The following is an 18,859-nucleotide window of genomic DNA, read 5'->3' on the forward strand; positions in this document are numbered from 1 at the left end:
CGCGGGCATGATCAGTTTGCGATTTCTTTTTTTGCCAGTTGCTCAACTGTGCGCTGAAGGCGATTGAAGCCGTGGCTTGCACCGTTGACTGGGACGTAGGCCGCGGGCAATCCGCGCCGTTTTGCTGCGGCAACATAATCTTGCGACAGCTTGGGAAAGGTGTTGGTGTCACGGGTTCCGACGACTGCAAGAATGCGCGTGCCGGGGGCCACGCGTTTAAGGAATGCGTGGGGTGATTTACTGCTGCGCCATGGGCTTTTGCCGCGTTTGCTGCGCCATTCTGTGAGGTTGCAGGGGCAGGAGACAAGGATCACACTGTCCATCAGGCCGGGATACATGCCAGCGATTGCGCCCAATTGGGCCGCGCCGCCGGAGTGGCCAATACCAATGACTTTGGTGTTGCCGGTCGCCTTGGCGAGATTTTGAATTGTCTGCGCCACCAGCTTGTTATTTCGGCTGGTGTAATGATCGCGCCGCCCGTTGTTGGAGCCGCGTGATTTCTGCCCGCCTTGCCCGGTATAGCCGGGCCGCACGAGAGCAAAGGTGGTGACGCCCCGGTTTTGTTGCGCGATGCGCTTGGCGATGTCGTAGTGGTAGCTTGCTGGGCCACCTTTGCTGACATCTCCGTGGAGGACGACGACAAGTGCCTTGTTGCCAGAGCCAAAGATCTGACCGTTGAGTGGCCCGGGTGATTGGGCCAGTGCCATTGAGACGAAACCGCAAAGTAAGAGGGCCGCGAATTGCAGGGTATGGCGTATCGGTCTCATGGTCATTGCTCCGGCGTGGGGGCAGGTGGGGAAAGATCCCCACCCGCATCGTGATTTATTTACCGATCGCCTCAAGCACGGCCTCGCCCAGGGTGGCGGGGCTGTCGGCGACGACGATGCCGGCGGCTTTCATCGCTTCGATCTTGTCCTCGGCACCGCCTTTGCCACCGGCGACGATGGCGCCAGCGTGGCCCATGCGGCGGCCCGGAGGGGCGGTGCGGCCTGCGATGAAGCCTGCGGTGGGCTTCCAGCGGCCTTTCTTGCGTTCGTCGGCGAGGAATTGCGCGGCTTCTTCTTCGGCCGAGCCACCGATTTCACCGATCATGATGATCGACTCGGTCTCGTCATCGGCAAGGAACCATTCCAGCACGTCGATATGCTCGGTGCCTTTGATGGGGTCGCCGCCGATGCCGACGCAGGTGGATTGGCCAAGGCCCACGTCGGTGGTTTGTTTCACCGCTTCGTAGGTCAGCGTGCCGGAGCGCGAGACAACGCCCACGGTGCCGCGCTTGTGGATGTGGCCGGGCATGATGCCGATTTTGCAGGCGTCCGGGGTGATGACGCCGGGGCAGTTCGGGCCGATCAGCGTGGATTTGGAGCCTTCGAGGGCGCGTTGCACGCGCATCATGTCAAGCACCGGGATACCTTCGGTGATGCAGACGATCACTTCCATTTCGGCGTCGATCGCTTCGAGGATCGAGTCGGCGGCGAAGGGCGGCGGTACGTAGATAACGGACGCGTTGGCTTCGGTTTCATGCTTGGCTTCGTGGACCGAGTTGAACACGGGCAGGTCAAGGTGTGTCTGACCGCCTTTGCCGGGGGTGACCCCGCCGACCATCTTGGTGCCATAGGCCACGGCCTGTTCGGTGTGGAATGTGCCCTGCGAGCCGGTGAGGCCCTGACAGATCACTTTGGTGTTTTCGTCGATGAGGACTGCCATCTTGGCGTACTCCTTTGGAAATTCCGGGGAGGTGCGCAGGGGGTGCGCACCTGACAATCAGCCTTTGACCGCTTTCACGATTTTCTGGGCGCCATCCTTGAGGTCGTCGGCGGCGATCACGTCGAGGCCGGAGGTGTTGATGATCTCCTTGCCCTGTTCGACGTTGGTGCCTTCGAGGCGGACAACCAGCGGCACTTTGAGGCCGACTTCCTTGACCGCGGCGACCACGCCCTCAGCGATCACATCACAGCGCATGATGCCGCCGAAGATGTTGACCAGAATGCCTTTGACGTTTTCATCGGAGGTGATGATCTTGAAGGCTTCGGTGACTTTTTCCTTGGTCGCACCGCCGCCCACGTCGAGGAAGTTGGCAGGCTCGGCCCCGTAGAGTTTGATGATGTCCATGGTGGCCATGGCAAGGCCCGCGCCGTTCACCATGCAGCCGATTTCACCGTCCAGAGCGATATAGTTGAGGTCATACTTGGAGGCCTCAAGCTCTTTGGGGTCTTCTTCGGTGGTGTCGCGCAGCTCGGCAATGTCGGCGTGGCGGTAGACCGCGTTGCTGTCGAAGCCCATCTTGGCGTCGAGGCATTTGAGATCGCCCTTGTCGGTGATGATCAGGGGGTTGATCTCGAGCATCTCCATGTCCTTTTCGAGGAACATTTTGTAGAGCGTGCCCATCAGCTTGACGCATTGTTTGACCTGCGGGCCGGTAAGGCCGAGGTTGAAGGCGATGCGGCGGCCATGGAAGGCCTGATAGCCGGTGGCCGGGTCGACCGAGAAGCTGAGGATTTTCTCGGGCGTCTTTTCGGCCACTTCTTCGATGTCCATGCCGCCTTCGGTCGAGCAGACGAAGGATACGCGGCTGGTTTGACGGTCGACCAGCAGGGCGAGGTACATCTCGGATTCGATGCCGGAGCCATCTTCGATATAGATGCGGTTGACTTGTTTGCCCGCCGGGCCAGTTTGCTTGGTTACAAGGGTGCGGCCCAGCATGCGCTTGGCCTCGTCGGCGGCTTCTTCGACCGATTTGGCAAGGCGTACGCCGCCTGCCTCACCGGCGCCGGGTTCTTTGAAGGTGCCTTTGCCGCGTCCACCGGCGTGGATTTGTGCCTTGACCACCCAAAGGGGGCCGTCGAGTTCACCTGCGGCTGTCTTGGCCTCTTCGGCGCGGAGGACGACGCGGCCGTCCGACACCGGGGCACCGTAGGAGCGAAGAAGCGACTTCGCCTGATACTCATGGATGTTCATGAAACTGTCCCGTTTTGCTACATTCGGGACCGTTATACCCATAGGATTGACGCCGCCTTAAAGCGTTTTTTGCGGAAATCGAGGTTTTGGGGCAAAATTCGTACATTTGTGATCACACGCTGAAAACCTGTGATCACAAATGTGAAAAGATAACGAAATAGGCATATTTAAAAGAATCGGGGCCGGGAATTTCCCCCGGCCCCGCTTAGTTTTTCCCGATGGCAAATATCAGGCCAGCGAGCTGTCGATACCTTTGCAGGCGTCCACAAGGCCCTTCACGGCGTTCACCGAGGTGTCGAACATTTCCTGCTCTTCCTTGTTGAGCTTGATGTTGACGATCCGCTCAATCCCGCCAGCGCCGATCACGGTGGGCACGCCCACGTACATGTCCTTGACGCCGAGATCACCGTCGCAGTAGGCGGCGCAGGGCAGGACGCGCTTTTGGTCTTTGAGGTAGGCTTCGGCCATTTCAATGGCCGAGGTGGCGGGGGCGTAAAAGGCCGAGCCGGTTTTCAACAGGCCGACGATTTCGGCGCCGCCATCACGGGTGCGTTGCACGATGGCGTCGAGTTTTTCCTTGCTGGTCCAGCCCATGTCCACGAGATCGGGCAGGGGAACACCGGCGACGGTGGAATAGCGCACGCAGGGCACCATGGTGTCGCCGTGGCCGCCCAGAACAAAGGCGGTGACGTCTTTCATCGACACGTTGAATTCTTCGGCAAGGAAGTGACGGAAGCGGGCGCTGTCCAGCACCCCGGCCATGCCGCAGACCTTGTTGGCGGGCAGGCCCGAGAATTGTTGCAGCGCCCAGACCATCGCATCGAGCGGGTTGGTGATGCAGATCACAAATGCGTTCGGCGCGTTGTCGCGGATACCTTCGCCGACGGATTTCATGACCTTGAGGTTGATGCCCAAGAGGTCATCGCGGCTCATGCCCGGTTTGCGGGGCACACCGGCGGTGACGATGCAGACATCGGCGCCTGCGATATCGGCGTAGTCCTGCGTGCCTTTGAGCTTGGCGTCGAAGCCTTCGGAGGGGCCGGATTCAGCGATGTCGAGGGCTTTGCCTTCGGGGGTGCCTTCGGCGATGTCGAAAAGGACGACGTCGCCCAGTTCCTTGATCGCTGCGAGGTGGGCAAGGGTGCCACCGATTTGTCCTGCACCGATAAGGGCAATCTTGGGTCTGGCCATTGGATATCTCTCCGGTCCGTTGGTAAATTTGGCGCTTGGGTAGCCCCGAATGGCGGCGCGCGCAAGGGTGCTGCGCTGCGGCATGGGGCGCGCAGGGGGCTGTTGCGCCCTGAGTTTGCGCGCTAACGTGGCGTGGAAACAGGGGGTTAGGCGGTGATTGGGATCGGCGCGATTGATTGGACGCTCTTTGCCGTGGCGGTGCCTGCGGTGGTCTTTGCCGGGGTGTCGAAGGGCGGTTTCGGCTCGGGCGCGGCCTTTGCCAGCGCGTCGATTCTGGCGCTTGTTGTCGAGCCGGGGGTGGCGCTGGGCCTGATGTTGCCGCTGTTGATGCTGATCGATGTGGCGAGCTTACGGCCTTATTGGAAGCGGTGGAGTTGGCCCGATGCGCGGCTCTTGTTGCTTGGGGCGGTGCCGGGGGTGATTTTGGGCGCGCTGCTGTACAGGGTGGCCGAGCCGGATGTGTTTCGGCTTTTGATTGGGGCGATTTCATTGGGCTTCGTCGGTTGGCAGGTTTTGAGCCGGGCCGGGATGATCCGGCCGCGCGCCACGCCGATGCCTGTCTGGGGCGGTGGTTTGGCGGGGTTGGTGGCCGGATTTACGAGTTTTGTCAGCCACGCGGGCGGGCCACCGGCGGCGGTTTACCTGTTGTCCCGGAAATTGGACAAAACCGCGTTTCAGGCGACGACGGTGTTGTTGTTTTGGTTGGTGAACGTGGTGAAATTTATCCCCTATGCCTTTCTGGGGATATTCACGGTGCAGACCGTGGTGATGGACCTGTTGTTGGCCCCCTTCGCGATTTTGGGGGCATGGTTGGGGGTGAAGGCGCATCGCGTGGTGCCCGAGGCGCTGTTTTTCGCGATCACCTATGTGCTGCTGACGGTGACCGGAGTGAAATTGATCTGGGACGGGGTGATGTGAGTCAGGCGTCGCTGCCATCGGCGGGCAGGGCCTCGGCAAGGGTCTCATAGGCCTGACCACTGGCCACGAGGCAAGATATGCCGTGGGCCGACGTCACGATGATGGTCCAGGTGCCGGAGGTGGGGGAGGCAAAAACCTCAACCATGGCATTGTTGGCCCCAAGGCCCATGGATTGCCGGGTTTCGCCGAAGCGGTCGGCCAAACGGTCAACGACAACCTCACGCGGCGCGCAGTTTTGCGGTTGTGCATTGGCGGCAGTGCCAAGCAGCGCGGCGCAGGCAAGTGAAATGGCAGCTTTCATCGTTTTTCCCCTTTCTGGTGGTCAGATGCCGAAAAGCCTGTGAGCAGGATACTTCATTGTGGTTAACGGAGCGTGCGCGGCAGGATAACGCGGGGTTGCTGCGCTGCGGCGAGAAAGTGCTTGAACATTTCCGTTGAAAAATGCCATTCCTGCGCAAGATTGTTGCCGACAGAGCCGCAGGCGAGGAGTTGACCCATGGATTTGACCACGCATCCCTATCGTTCGGTGCTTTATATTCCCGGCTCGAAAGAGCGGGCTTTGGAGAAGGCGCAGACCCTTCCGACCGATGCGATTATTTTCGACTTGGAAGATGCCGTGGCGCCTGATGCCAAGGCCGAGGCGCGTGAGACTTTGGCCAAGGCGTTGAAGGCCGGGGGCTTTGGCAAGCGGGCCAAGATCGTGCGGATCAATGCCCTGACGACTGAATGGGGTAATGAGGATGTGCGGGTTCTGAAAGATGCGGGGGCCGATATTTTCCTGCTGCCCAAGGTGAACACGCCCACGGATGTGGATGCGCTGGCTGACTTGCTGGGGCCGCAGATGCCGATCTGGGTGATGATGGAGACCCCAGTGAGCGTGTTCAACGCCCGTGAGATTGCCGCGCATGCGCAGGTGACGGGGCTGGTGGCCGGGACAAATGACCTGACCAAGGATTTGGGCTGCCGGAGCCGCGCGGACCGTTTGCCGTTGATGACCTCTTTGCAGATGATCGTGATGGCGGCGCGCGCGGCGCGGGGCGTTGTGGCGATTGACGGGGTGTATAACCGGTTCCGCGATGGCGACGGATTGAAGGCCGAGTGCGAGCAGGGCCGTGATCTGGGCTTTGATGGCAAGACCCTGATTCATCCGGCGCAGATCGACGTGACCAACACGGCCTTTGCGCCGACACAATCCGAGATCGAATTGGCCGAACGCCAGATTGCGGCGTTTGAAGAATCCCATGCCTCGGGCCAAGGTGTGGCCGTGGTGGACGGACAGATCGTGGAAAACCTGCATGTTGTCGCGGCGCAGCGGACGTTGGCCAAATCGGCGGCGATTCAGGAACTGGCAGCGGAGTAATTGGCGATGGCATATCTTATCTTGGGTCTTGCGCTTTGGTTCGCGGGGCATTTTTTCAAGCGCGCGCTGCCGGATATGCGCGCCAATATGGGCAATGCCGGGAAGGGTGTTGCCGCGCTGATCATTCTGGGCGGTCTGGTTTTGATGGTCGTGGGCTATCGGCAGGCGGATTTTGTGAATCTCTGGTATCCGCCGGCGTGGACGGTGCATTTGAATAACCTGCTGATGCTGGTGGCCGTTTTCGTTTACGGGATGAGCGCCACGAAGGGTCGGCTGCGCGGCAAGATGCGGCATCCGCAGCTGGTGGCGGTGAAAATCTGGGCCGTGGCGCATTTGCTGGTGAATGGCGATCTGGCCTCGCTGGTGTTGTTTGGTGGGTTGCTGGCTTGGGCGGTGATCGAGGTGATCGTGATCAACCGCTCGGAAGAGTGGGTGCGCCCGGAGCCCGGCCCGGCCAAGAAGGACATCCTGTTGGTGGTCATTACCTTGGTGATGTTCTTCGCGATTACCTTCATTCACAATTGGCTGGGCGTCTGGCCGTTCCCGGGGTGACAAGATGAAGCTCTATCGTTTCCTATCGGCCGATGACACATCGGGCTTTTGTCACAAGGTGACCGAGGCCCTGAACAAGGGGTGGGCGCTTCATGGTGACCCGACCTATGCCTTTGATCATGCCAATGGCGTCATGCGCTGTGGGCAGGCGGTGGTGAAAGAGGTGGATGGCACCTACTCCCCCGATATGAAACTTGGAGATCAGTGACCATGGCCAAGACAAACCCGGGCCGGTTTTTCGAAGATTATACCGTTGGTGAAACCATTGCACATGCGGTGCCGCGCACCGTGTCGGGCGGGGAGCGGGCGCTGTATCACGCGCTTTATCCGGCGCGGCATGCCTTGTATTCCTCGGACGCTTTCGCGCAATCCTGTGGGTTGCCAGCCAGCCCGATTGACGATTTGGCGGCGTTTCACGTGGTGTTTGGCAAGACGGTGCCTGATATTTCGCTCAATGCTTTGGCGAACTTGGGTTATGCCGAGGGCCGGTGGCTGAAGCCGGTGTATCCCGGCGATACGCTGCGCTCGAGTTCGGAGGTGATTGGCCTCAAGCAGAACTCCAATGGCAAGTCCGGTGTTGTTTGGGTGCGCACCAAGGGCGAGAACCAGCGCGGCGAGACCGTGATGGATTACGTGCGCTGGGTGATGGTGCGCAAGCGCGATGCGGGCAGCGACGCGCCCGAGACTACCATTCCGGATTTGAAGCCGGTGCTTGAGGTGAGCGACTTGGTGGTGCCCGAGGGGCTGGATTTCACCGATTACGATTTCACGCTGGCCGGGGAGCCGCATCGCTGGGGCGACTATGAGGTGGGCGAGACCATCGACCATGTGGATGGTGTGACGGTGGAAGAGGCCGAGCATATGATGGCCACGCGCCTGTGGCAGAACACCGCCAAGGTGCATTTCGACGCCACGCTGCGCGAGGATGGCAACCGGTTGATCTATGGCGGGCATGTGATTTCCATGGCGCGGACGCTGTCGTTCAACGGGTTGGCCAATGCGCAGATGATCGTGGGCTTGAATGGCGGGGCGCATGCGAACCCCTGTTATAGCGGCGATACGATCAAGGCCTGGAGCGAGGTGTTGGACAAGGCCGAAACCGGCGCGCCGGGGATTGGCGCGCTGCGCCTGCGTCTGGTGGCGACCAAGGGCGGGGAGCCATTTACCCTGAAGGGGGAGGATGGAAAGTACTTGCCGCATGTGCTTCTGGATCTGGATTACTGGGCCTTGATGCCGATGTGAATTGTGGATCGTGGGAATTGTGATCACAGGCCCGGTGAGCGCGCGGGCCTGTTTTCGTATTAGCATCCGGGAATATTTAGGCTGGGAATGACTGACTGATTCTGTGAGGATTTCTTTGTGATCACACCATTATTTTTGTGATCACGTATCTGCCAATTTCGTGCGAAATGGTCGCATCAATTGGGATTTTAGGCTGTGCAGAGGTGACAGGCGCGCTAAAAAGAGCCAAACACGGGGCAGACCCGGTGCCGGGTGATTGACCCCGGCGCAAGAGAACGAAGGGACCGATCCATGGCTGACGTGAACCGCGGTGACAGACCGCTATCGCCACATCTTCAAGTTTACCGCCCACAACTGACCTCGATCACCTCGATCCTGACGCGGATCACGGGCAATGCCCTGCTGGTCGCGGCGCTGTTGATCGTTTGGTGGTTCTTGGCCGCTGCGACAAGTGCGGAATATTTCGCCATCGCCAATGGCTTTATCACAAGCTGGTTCGGCGATCTGATCATGTTCCTGTCGCTTTGGGGGCTTTGGTATCACACGCTGGCCGGTGTGCGGCACCTGATCTGGGACAACGCCAAGATGCTGGAGATCGAGACCGCCGAGAAGCTGGGCTGGGGCGTGATCATCGGTTCGGTTGTTCTGACCATCATCACCGCGCTGATCGTCTGAGGAGGGCCAAGAGATGCGTTATCTGACTGATCGTAAGCGTGCTGTTGGCCTCGGATCGGCCAAATCCGGTGTGCATCATTTCTGGGCGATGAAGGTGTCTTCGGTTGCCTTGTTGATCCTGATCCCGCTGTTTGTCTTTACCTTCGGCTGTGTGCTGGGATCGTCCTATGAAGAGGTCATGGCCTATTACGCGCGGCCCTTCCCGGCGATTGTCGCGGCGCTGACCATCATCGTGGGGTTCAAGCATTTCAACGATGGTGTGCAAGTTCTGATCGAGGACTATGTTCATGGGGTGTCGCAGAAGATCTGGATTATCCTGATGACCTGTCTGAGCTATGGCGCGATGGCCACGGGCCTGTTCGCAATCGCCAAGATCGCCCTTTAAGACGCGGAGTTTTCAAGCAATGGCTGCTTACGAATACGAAACACATGAATACGACGTGGTCGTGGTTGGCGCCGGCGGCGCGGGCCTGCGGGCGACATTGGGCATGGCCGAGCAAGGCCTGCGCACCGCCTGTGTGACCAAGGTTTTCCCGACACGAAGCCACACCGTGGCGGCACAGGGCGGCATCGCGGCCAGCCTTGGCAACATGGGGCCGGATAGCTGGCAGTGGCATATGTATGACACCGTCAAAGGCTCGGACTGGTTGGGGGATACGGATGCGATGGAGTATCTGGCCCGCGAGGCGCCCAAGGCGGTTTACGAGCTGGAGCATTACGGCGTGCCCTTCAGCCGGACCGAGGAAGGCAAGATTTACCAGCGGCCTTTCGGGGGCCACACCACCGAGTTTGGCGAAGGCCCGCCCGTGCAGCGGACCTGTGCCGCCGCCGACCGGACCGGCCACGCGATTTTGCATACGCTTTATGGTCAAAGCCTGAAGCAGAAGGCCGAATTCTACATCGAATATTTCGCCATTGACCTGATCATGAGCGACGATGGCGCCTGTACCGGTGTTGTCTGCTGGAAGCTGGACGATGGCACGATCCATGTGTTCAACGCCAAGATGGTCGTGCTGGCGACCGGCGGTTATGGCCGGGCCTATTTCAGCGCCACTTCGGCGCATACCTGCACCGGCGATGGTGGCGGTATGGTGGCCCGTGCGGGCCTGCCGCTTCAGGATATGGAATTTGTGCAGTTCCACCCGACGGGGATTTACGGCTCGGGCTGTTTGATCACCGAAGGGGCGCGTGGGGAAGGTGGGTACCTCACCAACTCCGAAGGGGAACGGTTCATGGAGCGCTATGCGCCCAACTACAAAGACCTTGCGCCGCGTGACTATGTCAGCCGGTCGATGACCATGGAAATCCGCGAAGGCCGGGGCGTGGGCGCCAATGGCGACCACATTCACCTGAACCTGTCGCACCTGCCCGCCGAGGCATTGAACCTGCGCCTGCCGGGGATTTCCGAGTCGGCCAAGATTTTCGCCGGTGTGGACGTCACGAAAGAGCCGATCCCGGTTCTGCCGACCGTGCACTATAACATGGGCGGTATTCCGACCAATTATTGGGGAGAAGTGTTGAACCCCAGCAAGGATGATCCGACCGCCGTGGTGCCGGGTCTGATGGCCGTGGGCGAAGCGGGCTGTGCCTCGGTGCATGGGGCGAACCGCTTGGGCTCGAACTCTCTCATCGACTTGGTGGTCTTTGGCCGGGCTGCGGCCATTCGCGCCGGGAAGGTCGTGGACCGTGACAGTGCGGTTCCCGCAACGAACACGGGTCAGGTGGACAAGGCGTTGGATCGGTTTGACGGGTTGCGCCATGCGGATGGCGGTATCGCGACCGCCGATCTGCGCGACGAAATGCAAAAGACCATGCAGGAGGACGCGGCGGTGTTCCGGACCTCCAAGACAATGGCCGAAGGTCTTGAGAAGATGGGCGCGATTGCCGCCAAGCTGGATGACCTCAAGGTGACCGACCGTAGCCTTGTGTGGAACAGCGACCTGATGGAGACGCTGGAACTGACCAACCTGATGCCGAACGCCTTGGCGACGATTGCCGGGGCCGAGGCGCGCAAGGAATCGCGCGGTGCACATGCGCATGAGGATTTCACCAAGCGTGACGATGAAAACTGGCGGGTGCACACGATTGCGCGGGTCGAGGGCAACAAGACCGACCTCAGCTATCGCCCGATCATCGAGGACCCGCTGACCGAGGAGAAAGCGGGCGGCATCAGCCTCAAGAAGATCGCGCCCAAGGAACGGACGTTCTGATCAGGTGTTGGACCATGCGGGCATTGAGCGTGACGCATCCGGGACGGGGCCAGGGATGACGGCCCCGTTGCACGGCATGCCGGAGGCGCCCGAATGGGCGCAGCTTGGCATTGTGCCGGGTGTTGCGTTGCGGGCCTTTGGGATGCGCCGGTCGGGCAATCATGCGATTGCCGATTGGATCATGCGTAATGCGCCGGGTGTTCATTCGGTATTCCTGAACAACTGCAAGCCGGGTAAATCGCCTTTGGAGAGCTTCGCCTCGATCGAGGTGGACGGCGAGAAACAGGCGGTGCGCCGGGCGCGGGGCAACCTGCCCGGCGAGACCGCGCGGCTTGGCGATGGGGCGCTTTTGTTGGTCTCCTATGAAGACCTGTCTCCGGCGGATTTTGGGCCGCAACGGCCGATTTCAGGCGGCTTTGACACGGGTCTGTTTGCCTGTGACGTTCTGATCTACCGCAGTTTCCTGAATTGGGCGGCGTCGCTTATCAAGAAACTGCAAAGCAATTCGGGCTATGGCCCGATGCGGCGGGTGGCGATCATGCTGAACACGGCAGATCGCTATGCCCGGATGCTGGATTTGGTGGGCAAGGCCCCCGGCAATGGCATGGTGCCGATTTGTTATGATCGGTGGTTCGTGGACGGGGCCTATCGTGAGGGTGTGCTGGGGCAGCTTGGCTTGCCCGTGACCGACAACGCGATAGGTGGTGTTCAAAGTTACGGCGGTGGCTCGTCCTTTCAAAAGGATGCCGCCGCGCCGGAGGACTTGCAGACCAGTGACCGCTGGCGACAGATGGCGGAGGATGCCGATTTCCGCGCCTTCCTGAGTATCGCCGCACGTGAGGAGGGTTTGATGACGCAGGTCGAGGCGCATTTCCCCGAGGATGCGGCGCGCTTGGCCGGTGGTTTGGTAACGAGTTTGAGCAAAGGGTAAAGGACATGACCAGGACGATCAAAGTGACCAGCCTGTTATGCGCCGCCATGATCCTGAGCGGTTGTGCCGCGGCCAATGACGCCGCCGATGCCGTGGCGCGTGACCGGGCCAAGACGGTGGTCAATGGCGTGGTCGAAGAGCGTTTTCCCGGGCTGGATGCCCGCCCTGTGACCGACTGCATCATTGATGCCGCTTCGGCCGGGGAAATCATCGAGATTGCCGGTGCGAGTGTCACCGGCGTGACCCAATCCACGGTTGAACAGGTGGTTGAGATTGCCGCCCGCCCCGAGGCCGTGAACTGCATAGCCGACAATAGCCTGACCCTATTGGGCGGCTGAAAGGAGTAGAAAGATGGTTCAACTCACACTCCCCAAGAACTCGCGTATGACGACGGGCAAGACATGGCCCAAGCCGGAAGGTGCGAGCAACGTGCGGAAGTTCCAGATTTACCGTTGGAACCCCGATGACGGGCAGAACCCCAGTGTGGATACCTATTTCGTCGATATGGACGATTGTGGGCCGATGGTTCTGGATGCGCTGATTTACATCAAGAACAAGGTCGACCCGACGCTGACCTTCCGCCGCTCGTGCCGTGAGGGGATTTGTGGCTCTTGCGCGATGAATATCGACGGGATCAACACGCTGGCCTGTATCTATGGCATGGACGAGATCAAGGGCGACGTGAAGATTTACCCGCTGCCGCATATGCCGGTGGTCAAAGACCTGATCCCGGACCTCACGCATTTCTATGCCCAGCATGCCAGCATCATGCCGTGGCTTGAGACCAAGACCAACCGTCCGGCGAAGGAATGGAAGCAGTCCATTGAGGACCGCGAGAAACTGGATGGTCTCTATGAATGCGTGATGTGCGCCAGCTGTTCGACGGCTTGCCCCAGCTATTGGTGGAATGGCGACAAGTACCTCGGGCCGGCGGCATTGCTGCATGCCTATCGCTGGATTATCGACAGTCGGGATGAGGCGACGGGCGAGCGTTTGGACGATCTGGAAGATCCGTTCAAACTGTATCGTTGCCACACGATCATGAACTGCACCAAGACATGCCCCAAGGGATTGAACCCCGCCAAGGCGATTGCCGAGATCAAGAAGATGATGCTGGAGCGCGCCGTCTAATTGGTATTGAGACCCTGAGTGTTGAAAGCCCCGGCCTGTTCGTCGGGGCTTTTCATTTACCTTAGGGAACTTGCACGTCATGCATGGCGACTGTGCAGAACTGTCCGTTCTATGCTGTGCTGCGGCATCTTATGTGAGGGCCGAAAGCAATGATGGAGCAGAAAAATGGCCCTTCCCGCAGATAAACCGCAACCCCAAGCCAAATTCGCCGACCAAATGGCCGATTGGTATGAAGTCTATTACACGCCGGAGCCGGCCAATTTGCCGACTGCGCCGGAACTTGGCGCGCTTGATCAGATGTTTGCCTATTACGACGCTTGATCCGCGCCCCTGTGGGCCTTTTCCCTGCGTTCGAAAAGGATCAGGCCCACACCGGCCAGTACGATGGCCCCTCCGATCATGACTTGCAGGCTGAGGCTTTCGCCAAGGAAGATCGCGCCGCCGATCACGGTGAAGACCGGCAGGAGCAGCAGGAACGGGGCCACTTGGCTGACCGGGTTGCGCCGGACGAGGGTATACCAGAGGCCATAGCCAAAGGCTGTCATGACCAACCCTAGGTAAAGTACCGCCCCCCAGACCACCCAATCGGCGCTTTGGATGGCGGCGAGGTGGTCGGTTTCCACGATTGCCGACATGACGAAGAGTTGCGGTGCCGCCATGATGGCGACCCAAGCGGTGACGGTGAGGCCGTCGATATCCTTGAGGTTTCGGATCATCGCTTGCCCCACGGCCCACGTGGCCGCGCCTGCGATGACCAGAAGGACCGAAGTGGAGGCCGCCGCGATGCTGGGTTCGCCGGAAATCTGGTAGACGCCGAAGAAGGCAAGTGCGATGCCCGCCCATTTGCGCCAACCGGGGCTTTCCTTGAGGGCGAGCGCCCCCAGAAGGGTGAGAAACGGGACTTCGAGCTGGACAATGAGGGCGGCGACGCCTGCATCCAACCCTTTGAGGCCCGTGTAGGTGAGGCTGTATTGCAGCGCGGCGGAGATGAACGCGATCAAGAACAGGCTGCGCAGGTGGGCCATGGGTGGTTTGACGAACCACACCAGCGCCAAGGCGGTGACGGTAAAGCGCAAGGCCATCAGCAGGATTGGCGGGAAATGCGCAATTGCGGCCTTGGCAAAAACCAGACCCATCCCCCAAAGCAAAGCGACGGTGAGGCCCATGACAATGTCGATCGGGCCAAGCGTGGGGCGGGGAAGGGGTGTTGCGATACTCATGGTTTGAGACAACCATGCGGATGGCACGACAATCTGTCCTGTTCGCGACATGGGTGGTTTTGCGGGATGGCTATGCTAGGGATGGGGCATACGGCGGAGGCGAGTTTTGATAATTGTCGTGGGCCTGATTTTGGCCTTTATCCTGATCCTGATTTTTTCCAACCGTCGCACGCGGGCCTGCCGCTGGCGCGAGGATCGGCGCGGCGATCGGGATGGGCAGCGCAAGTATCGCTGCATGGCCTGTGGGGCTGAGGCCTTTACATCCAATGGAAAACCGCCTTTGGATTGTCTGGCCAATCAACCCCGTTCATGAGGTGACCCATGTCCCAGCCCGAAGATGCCGAGGCGCGCCGCGCGGTTCAGCCGGTGATTTGCTATCCGAATGAAACTTTGCCGGTGCCGGAGCTTGCGCTTTATGCAAAAGCGCGGGAGGGGGCTGAGAAGGTGGATGAGGTTTTGGTGCCAGCCCGTGATGCCGGGTGTTTTCGCGCCAAGGCGGGGCAGTTTTTCCGGATTTCCAGCGTGGATGGTCCGCAAGTGGGCGATTTGAACCTGTGGAATGCCAATGACCTGAACGAGAGGTTTTATTCGGGTAAGTCCCGGGCCTTGCATGGCACGCATCTGACCACGGGGGAGCGGATGTGGTCATCCTTCCCTTATTTGCGGCCCATGGCGACAATCACCGAGGATACGCTTGGTTGGTACGGGATGGACCAATATGGCGGGTCGGTGCATGACGTGATCGGGACGCGCTGTGATCCTTATACGGGCAACCTTTTGTCAGGGTCGCAGTACCATCATTGTTGCCATTCCAACCTGACGCGGGCCTTGGCGGATGAACTGGGTGTGAGCTTGGCCGAGGCGGAGCCGCATGTGCATGATGTGCTGAATGTCTTTATGTGCACCGGGTTTACCCGCGATACCGGACAATATTTCATGAAGGCCAGCCCGGTGCGGCCCGGGGATTACCTTGAGTTTTTTGCCGAGATTGACGTTTTGGGCGCGCTGAGCGCCTGCCCCGGTGGCGATTGTTCGGCGGAACATTCCAGCGATACGGCGGCCTGTTATCCGTTGTTGGTGGAGGTGTTCGCGCCACAGGAAGGTGCGCTGGGCGATTGGCAAAGCCCGCCCGTGAACGGCTATGACCGGAGCCACGGGCGGTAAGGGTTAGTCACCAATCGCGATGTTGTCGATCAGGCGGACGCCTGCCAGATGCGCGGCGGCAAAGAGGCGCGCGGGGCGGTTGGGCGCGTCAAGGTGCGAAAGGTCATCCTGTGCGCGCATTTCAAGGTATTCGACCTTGGTGAAGCCCGCGGTTTCCAACCGTTTGATGGCGGTTTCCTGAAGCGGGGCAAACTCCTGACCACAGGCCACGCCTTCGGCGAGGGCCTCCATTTCCTCGAAGAGCCGCGGGGCGGTGACGCGGGCGCGGTCGGAGAGCAGAAGGTTGCGTGAGGACATCGCCAGACCGTCAATTTCGCGGATGGTGGGGCAGCCGTGGACGGTGATGGGAATATCCAGATCGCGGGCCATGCGGCGGACCACAAGCAATTGCTGAAAGTCTTTTTCGCCAAAGAAGGCATCGCTGGCCATGGTTTGCAGGAACAGCTTGGTCACGACGGTCGCTACGCCATCGAAATGGCCGGGGCGGTGTGCGCCTTCCATCACATCGGTCAGGCCCTCAACCGAAACGGTGGTGGCGAAGCGGTCGGGGTACATTTCATCGCCGCCGGGCACATAGACCGCATCGACATTGAAGCGCGCCAGTTTGCGCGCGTCTTCCTCTTCGGTGCGGGGGTAGTTCTCAAGGTCGGCGGGGTTGTTGAACTGTTTGGGGTTCACGAAGATCGTGACGATCACCCGGTCGCAGGTGTCCTTGGCAGCCTGCACAAGGGACAGATGCCCATCGTGCAGCGCGCCCATGGTGGGGACGACACCAATTCTTTCGCCCGCGCGCATCCACCCGGTGGTCTGTGCGCGGAGCTCGGACAGGGTGCGAATGATGGGCGGGGTCATTTGCCGGGTGCCTTGTCAGCGAAGGTATGTTCGGGGGCGGGGAAGCTGCGTGCGCGGACCTCATCGGCATAGGCGCGGATCGCGGCCTCGCCATCCTCGCCCAAGCTGCCGTAGCGTTTGACGAATTTGGGTTTGAAGGCGGTGAAGAGGCCCAGCATGTCATCGACCACAAGGATTTGCCCGTCGCATCCGGCAGAGGCCCCGATGCCGATGGTGGGAATGGCAATCTCGGCGGTGATGTCATCGGCGAGCTTGGCGGGGACTTTTTCAAGCACGACGCTGAACGCTCCAGCCTCGGCCACGGCACGGGCATCGGCCTTGAGGGCTTCGGCCTGATCATCGCGGCCCTGCACCTTGTAGCCGCCAAGCGTGTTGATGGATTGCGGGGTCAGGCCGATATGGGCCATGACCGGCACGCCGCGCTTGACCAGAAAGCCGATGGTGTCGGCCATATGCGCCCCACCTTCGAGTTTCACCGCGACAGCCCCGGTTTCGCGCATCAGGCGGGCGGCGTTGCGGAAGGCCTGTTCGGGGCTTTCTTCGTAGGAGCCGAAGGGCATGTCGATCACCAGCATGGTTTTGGTAAGGCCCCGCGCCACGGCTTGGCCGTGCATGATCATCATTTCCATGGTGACGCCTAAGGTCGAGGGCATGCCATGCAGGACCATGCCGACGGAATCGCCGACCAAGGCAAAGTCGCACACGCCGTCCATCATGCGCGCCATGGGGGTGGTATAGGCCGTCAGGCTGACGATGGGCGTGCTGCCTTTCATGGCCCGGATATCATCGGGAAGGGGGGCGGTTTTGCGGGCGGTTGCACTCATTTTAGTCACCGGGGATTGCTGCGTTGCGGCGCTGAATAGCAATTCCCAAGGCCAAAAGCCAATAAATCTATTGTCGCGCGTGACTTGATTACGCTGCGAAATCATCCGAGACTTGTTCGCAAAGCGCCTGAACGGCGGGCAGAGAAGGAGATGAGGGATGAAACGCTTGGCACTTGCCGCACTGACATGTGTAGCGACACTTGGGGCGGCTTCCGCCCATGCTCAAGGCGATATTGTTGTCGGGCTTAATTTGGAGCCGCCGCACCTTGACCCGACCAGCGCGGCCGCCGGTGCGATTGACCAAGTGCTTTACGCGAATGTTTTCGAGGGACTCACCCGGTTTGGCCCGGATGGATCGGTGAATGCGGGCCTTGCCAAACGGTGGGAGATTTCCGAGGACGGGTTGCAATATACCTTCTATTTGCAACCCGGTGTGACTTTCCATGATGGCACGAGTTTCACCGCAGAAGACGTGAAATTCAGCCTTGACCGGGCACGTGCCGAGGATAGCCAGAATGCGCAAAAGGCCTTGTTCGAAGGCATCGACAGCGTTGAGGTCGTGGATGACTTGACCGTGCGTGTCACTTTGAAAGCCCCGGATGGGAATTTCCTGTTCAACATGGCCTGGGGTGATGCGGTGATCGTGGCCCCCGAAAGCATTGACGGTATCAAGCAGACTCCGATTGGCACGGGGGCCTTTGTCTTTGAAAACTGGGTGCAGGGGGATCGCATTACCCTGACCAAAAATGACGCCTACTGGGGGGCCAAGGCGAAGCTGGATCAGGCGACCTTCAAGTTCATCAGTGATCCAACCGCGGCCTTTGCGTCGGTGATGGCCGAGGATGTGGATGCGTTTCCCGGGTTTCCTGCACCTGAAAACCTGCCGCAATTCGAGGCTGATCCACGGTTTCAGGTGCTTGTCGGCTCGACCGAGGGTGAAACCATCCTGAGCACGAACAACAAACTACCACCGCTGGACAATCCCAAGGTACGCCGCGCCATCGCCCATGCGATTGATCGCAAGGCGATCATCGACGGGGCGATGTTTGGGCTTGGCACGCCGATTGGTACGCATTTTGCGCCGCATAATCCGGATTACGTGGATCTGAAGCATTTGTCGGCTTATGACCCCGAGCTTGCGCGCCAATTGCTGGCCGAGGCGGGCTTTGCCGATGGCTTTACCACCACGTTGAAACTGCCGCCGCCGTCTTATGCGCGCCGGGGTGGCGAGATTATCGCCGCGCAATTGCGGGCCGTCGGGATCGAAACCGAGATCACCAATCTGGAATGGGCGCAGTGGTTGGAACAGGTGTTCAAGGGCAAGGATTACGGCCTGACCATCGTCAGCCACACCGAGCCGTTCGACATCGGCATCTATGCGCGGCCCGATTATTATTTCCAGTATGACAGCCCTGCCTTTCAGGAGTTGAACGCAACACTAGGGGCGGAGGCCGATCGGGTGAAACGCTCGGAGCTCTTGGAACAGATGCAGACGATGATCGCTGAGGATTATGTGAATGGCTACCTGTTCCAACTGGCGACGCCGACGGTCGCCAATGCGCGGTTGCGCGGGCTTTGGGAGGATGCGCCAACGCAAGCGACCGATTTGACCAAGGTTTATTGGGAATAAC

General features: G+C 60.1%; 23 protein-coding genes. 15 read left to right on the plus strand and 8 right to left on the minus strand.

Going from position 1 to position 18,859, the window contains the following annotated elements; genetic code table 11:
* Positions 1-11: 11 nt before the first annotated feature.
* The 4 genes from QZ498_RS02450 to mdh form a co-directional block, all read right to left on the minus strand.
* Positions 12-707: an alpha/beta hydrolase gene (locus tag QZ498_RS02450; RefSeq protein WP_294619879.1), complete on the minus strand. Its 696-nt coding sequence runs from the start codon at positions 705-707 to the stop codon at positions 12-14.
* A 115-nt stretch (positions 708-822) separates the two neighbouring features.
* Positions 823-1,707, minus strand: coding sequence for a succinate--CoA ligase subunit alpha (sucD, locus tag QZ498_RS02455; RefSeq protein ID WP_294619880.1), 885 nt, complete (start codon positions 1,705-1,707; stop codon positions 823-825).
* A gap of 57 nt (positions 1,708-1,764) precedes the next feature.
* Positions 1,765-2,958 (minus strand): ADP-forming succinate--CoA ligase subunit beta, encoded by a 1,194-nt coding sequence (sucC, locus tag QZ498_RS02460; protein ID WP_294619882.1) that lies wholly within the window; start codon positions 2,956-2,958, stop codon positions 1,765-1,767.
* 228 nt (positions 2,959-3,186) lie between these two features.
* Entirely contained in the window at positions 3,187-4,149 is a 963-nt protein-coding gene (gene mdh, locus QZ498_RS02465; protein ID WP_294619884.1) for a malate dehydrogenase, read from the minus strand.
* A 162-nt stretch (positions 4,150-4,311) separates the two neighbouring features.
* Here mdh and QZ498_RS02470 point away from each other — a divergent pair, with 162 nt between their 5' ends.
* A complete protein-coding gene (locus QZ498_RS02470) occupies positions 4,312-5,067 on the plus strand; it encodes a sulfite exporter TauE/SafE family protein (RefSeq protein ID WP_294620006.1) in 756 nt (251 codons plus the stop codon).
* 1 nt (position 5,068) lies between these two features.
* Here the strand turns inward: QZ498_RS02470 and QZ498_RS02475 are convergent, their stop codons facing one another.
* Positions 5,069-5,368: a hypothetical protein gene (locus tag QZ498_RS02475; RefSeq protein WP_294619886.1), complete on the minus strand. Its 300-nt coding sequence runs from the start codon at positions 5,366-5,368 to the stop codon at positions 5,069-5,071.
* A 195-nt stretch (positions 5,369-5,563) separates the two neighbouring features.
* On the opposite strand from QZ498_RS02475, the gene QZ498_RS02480 reads away from it, so the two are divergent.
* From QZ498_RS02480 to QZ498_RS02530, 11 genes are all read left to right on the plus strand, one after another.
* Positions 5,564-6,427 carry a CoA ester lyase gene (locus QZ498_RS02480; protein WP_294619888.1) on the plus strand — a complete coding sequence of 288 codons (864 nt, stop codon included), beginning with the start codon at positions 5,564-5,566 and terminating at the stop codon, positions 6,425-6,427.
* 6 nt (positions 6,428-6,433) lie between these two features.
* The gene (locus QZ498_RS02485; RefSeq protein ID WP_294619889.1) at positions 6,434-6,979 is read left to right on the plus strand and encodes an NnrU family protein; all 546 of its coding nucleotides are present in this window, start codon (positions 6,434-6,436) and stop codon (positions 6,977-6,979) included.
* Between the two features lie 4 nt (positions 6,980-6,983).
* On the plus strand, positions 6,984-7,187 hold the full coding sequence (locus QZ498_RS02490) for a DUF1737 domain-containing protein (protein WP_294619891.1): 204 nt from the start codon (positions 6,984-6,986) through the stop codon (positions 7,185-7,187).
* Between the two features lie 2 nt (positions 7,188-7,189).
* Positions 7,190-8,221, plus strand: a complete 1,032-nt coding sequence (locus QZ498_RS02495; RefSeq protein WP_294619893.1) for a MaoC family dehydratase — start codon at positions 7,190-7,192, stop codon at positions 8,219-8,221.
* 291 nt (positions 8,222-8,512) lie between these two features.
* Positions 8,513-8,896 carry a succinate dehydrogenase, cytochrome b556 subunit gene (gene sdhC / locus QZ498_RS02500; RefSeq protein WP_294619895.1) on the plus strand — a complete coding sequence of 128 codons (384 nt, stop codon included), beginning with the start codon at positions 8,513-8,515 and terminating at the stop codon, positions 8,894-8,896.
* A 13-nt stretch (positions 8,897-8,909) separates the two neighbouring features.
* Positions 8,910-9,281 carry a succinate dehydrogenase, hydrophobic membrane anchor protein gene (gene sdhD, locus QZ498_RS02505; protein ID WP_294619897.1) on the plus strand — a complete coding sequence of 124 codons (372 nt, stop codon included), beginning with the start codon at positions 8,910-8,912 and terminating at the stop codon, positions 9,279-9,281.
* A gap of 19 nt (positions 9,282-9,300) precedes the next feature.
* Complete coding sequence (gene sdhA, locus QZ498_RS02510) at positions 9,301-11,106, plus strand: succinate dehydrogenase flavoprotein subunit (protein WP_294619899.1); 1,806 nt, start codon at positions 9,301-9,303, stop codon at positions 11,104-11,106.
* 55 nt (positions 11,107-11,161) lie between these two features.
* Positions 11,162-12,037, plus strand: coding sequence for a hypothetical protein (locus QZ498_RS02515; protein WP_294619901.1), 876 nt, complete (start codon positions 11,162-11,164; stop codon positions 12,035-12,037).
* A 5-nt stretch (positions 12,038-12,042) separates the two neighbouring features.
* Positions 12,043-12,375 (plus strand): succinate dehydrogenase, encoded by a 333-nt coding sequence (locus QZ498_RS02520; RefSeq protein WP_294619903.1) that lies wholly within the window; start codon positions 12,043-12,045, stop codon positions 12,373-12,375.
* Positions 12,376-12,388: 13 nt separating this feature from the next.
* Positions 12,389-13,168, plus strand: coding sequence for a succinate dehydrogenase iron-sulfur subunit (locus QZ498_RS02525; protein ID WP_294619905.1), 780 nt, complete (start codon positions 12,389-12,391; stop codon positions 13,166-13,168).
* A gap of 165 nt (positions 13,169-13,333) precedes the next feature.
* The gene (locus QZ498_RS02530) at positions 13,334-13,489 is read left to right on the plus strand and encodes a hypothetical protein (protein WP_294619907.1); all 156 of its coding nucleotides are present in this window, start codon (positions 13,334-13,336) and stop codon (positions 13,487-13,489) included.
* Here QZ498_RS02530 and QZ498_RS02535 read toward each other — a convergent pair.
* Positions 13,477-14,388 carry an EamA family transporter gene (locus QZ498_RS02535; protein WP_294619909.1) on the minus strand — a complete coding sequence of 304 codons (912 nt, stop codon included), beginning with the start codon at positions 14,386-14,388 and terminating at the stop codon, positions 13,477-13,479. The genes QZ498_RS02530 and QZ498_RS02535 overlap by 13 nt on opposite strands.
* A gap of 106 nt (positions 14,389-14,494) precedes the next feature.
* On the opposite strand from QZ498_RS02535, the gene QZ498_RS02540 reads away from it, so the two are divergent.
* Both QZ498_RS02540 and QZ498_RS02545 read left to right on the plus strand, forming a co-directional pair.
* Positions 14,495-14,701, plus strand: coding sequence for a hypothetical protein (locus tag QZ498_RS02540; protein WP_294619911.1), 207 nt, complete (start codon positions 14,495-14,497; stop codon positions 14,699-14,701).
* A gap of 8 nt (positions 14,702-14,709) precedes the next feature.
* On the plus strand, positions 14,710-15,552 hold the full coding sequence (locus tag QZ498_RS02545) for a DUF1989 domain-containing protein (RefSeq protein WP_294619913.1): 843 nt from the start codon (positions 14,710-14,712) through the stop codon (positions 15,550-15,552).
* A gap of 3 nt (positions 15,553-15,555) precedes the next feature.
* Here QZ498_RS02545 and panC read toward each other — a convergent pair whose 3' ends face one another.
* Positions 15,556-16,404, minus strand: coding sequence for a pantoate--beta-alanine ligase (gene panC, locus QZ498_RS02550; protein WP_294619915.1), 849 nt, complete (start codon positions 16,402-16,404; stop codon positions 15,556-15,558).
* Positions 16,401-17,228, minus strand: a complete 828-nt coding sequence (gene panB, locus QZ498_RS02555) for a 3-methyl-2-oxobutanoate hydroxymethyltransferase (protein WP_294619917.1) — start codon at positions 17,226-17,228, stop codon at positions 16,401-16,403. The genes panC and panB overlap by 4 nt, the downstream gene beginning before the upstream one ends.
* Before the next feature lie 157 nt (positions 17,229-17,385).
* Here panB and QZ498_RS02560 point away from each other — a divergent pair, with 157 nt between their 5' ends.
* Positions 17,386-18,858, plus strand: coding sequence for an ABC transporter substrate-binding protein (locus QZ498_RS02560; RefSeq protein WP_294619919.1), 1,473 nt, complete (start codon positions 17,386-17,388; stop codon positions 18,856-18,858).
* Position 18,859 lies beyond the last annotated feature (1 nt).

The organism is uncultured Roseovarius sp. (assembly GCF_913057115.1).
Classification (GTDB): domain Bacteria; phylum Pseudomonadota; class Alphaproteobacteria; order Rhodobacterales; family Rhodobacteraceae; genus Roseovarius.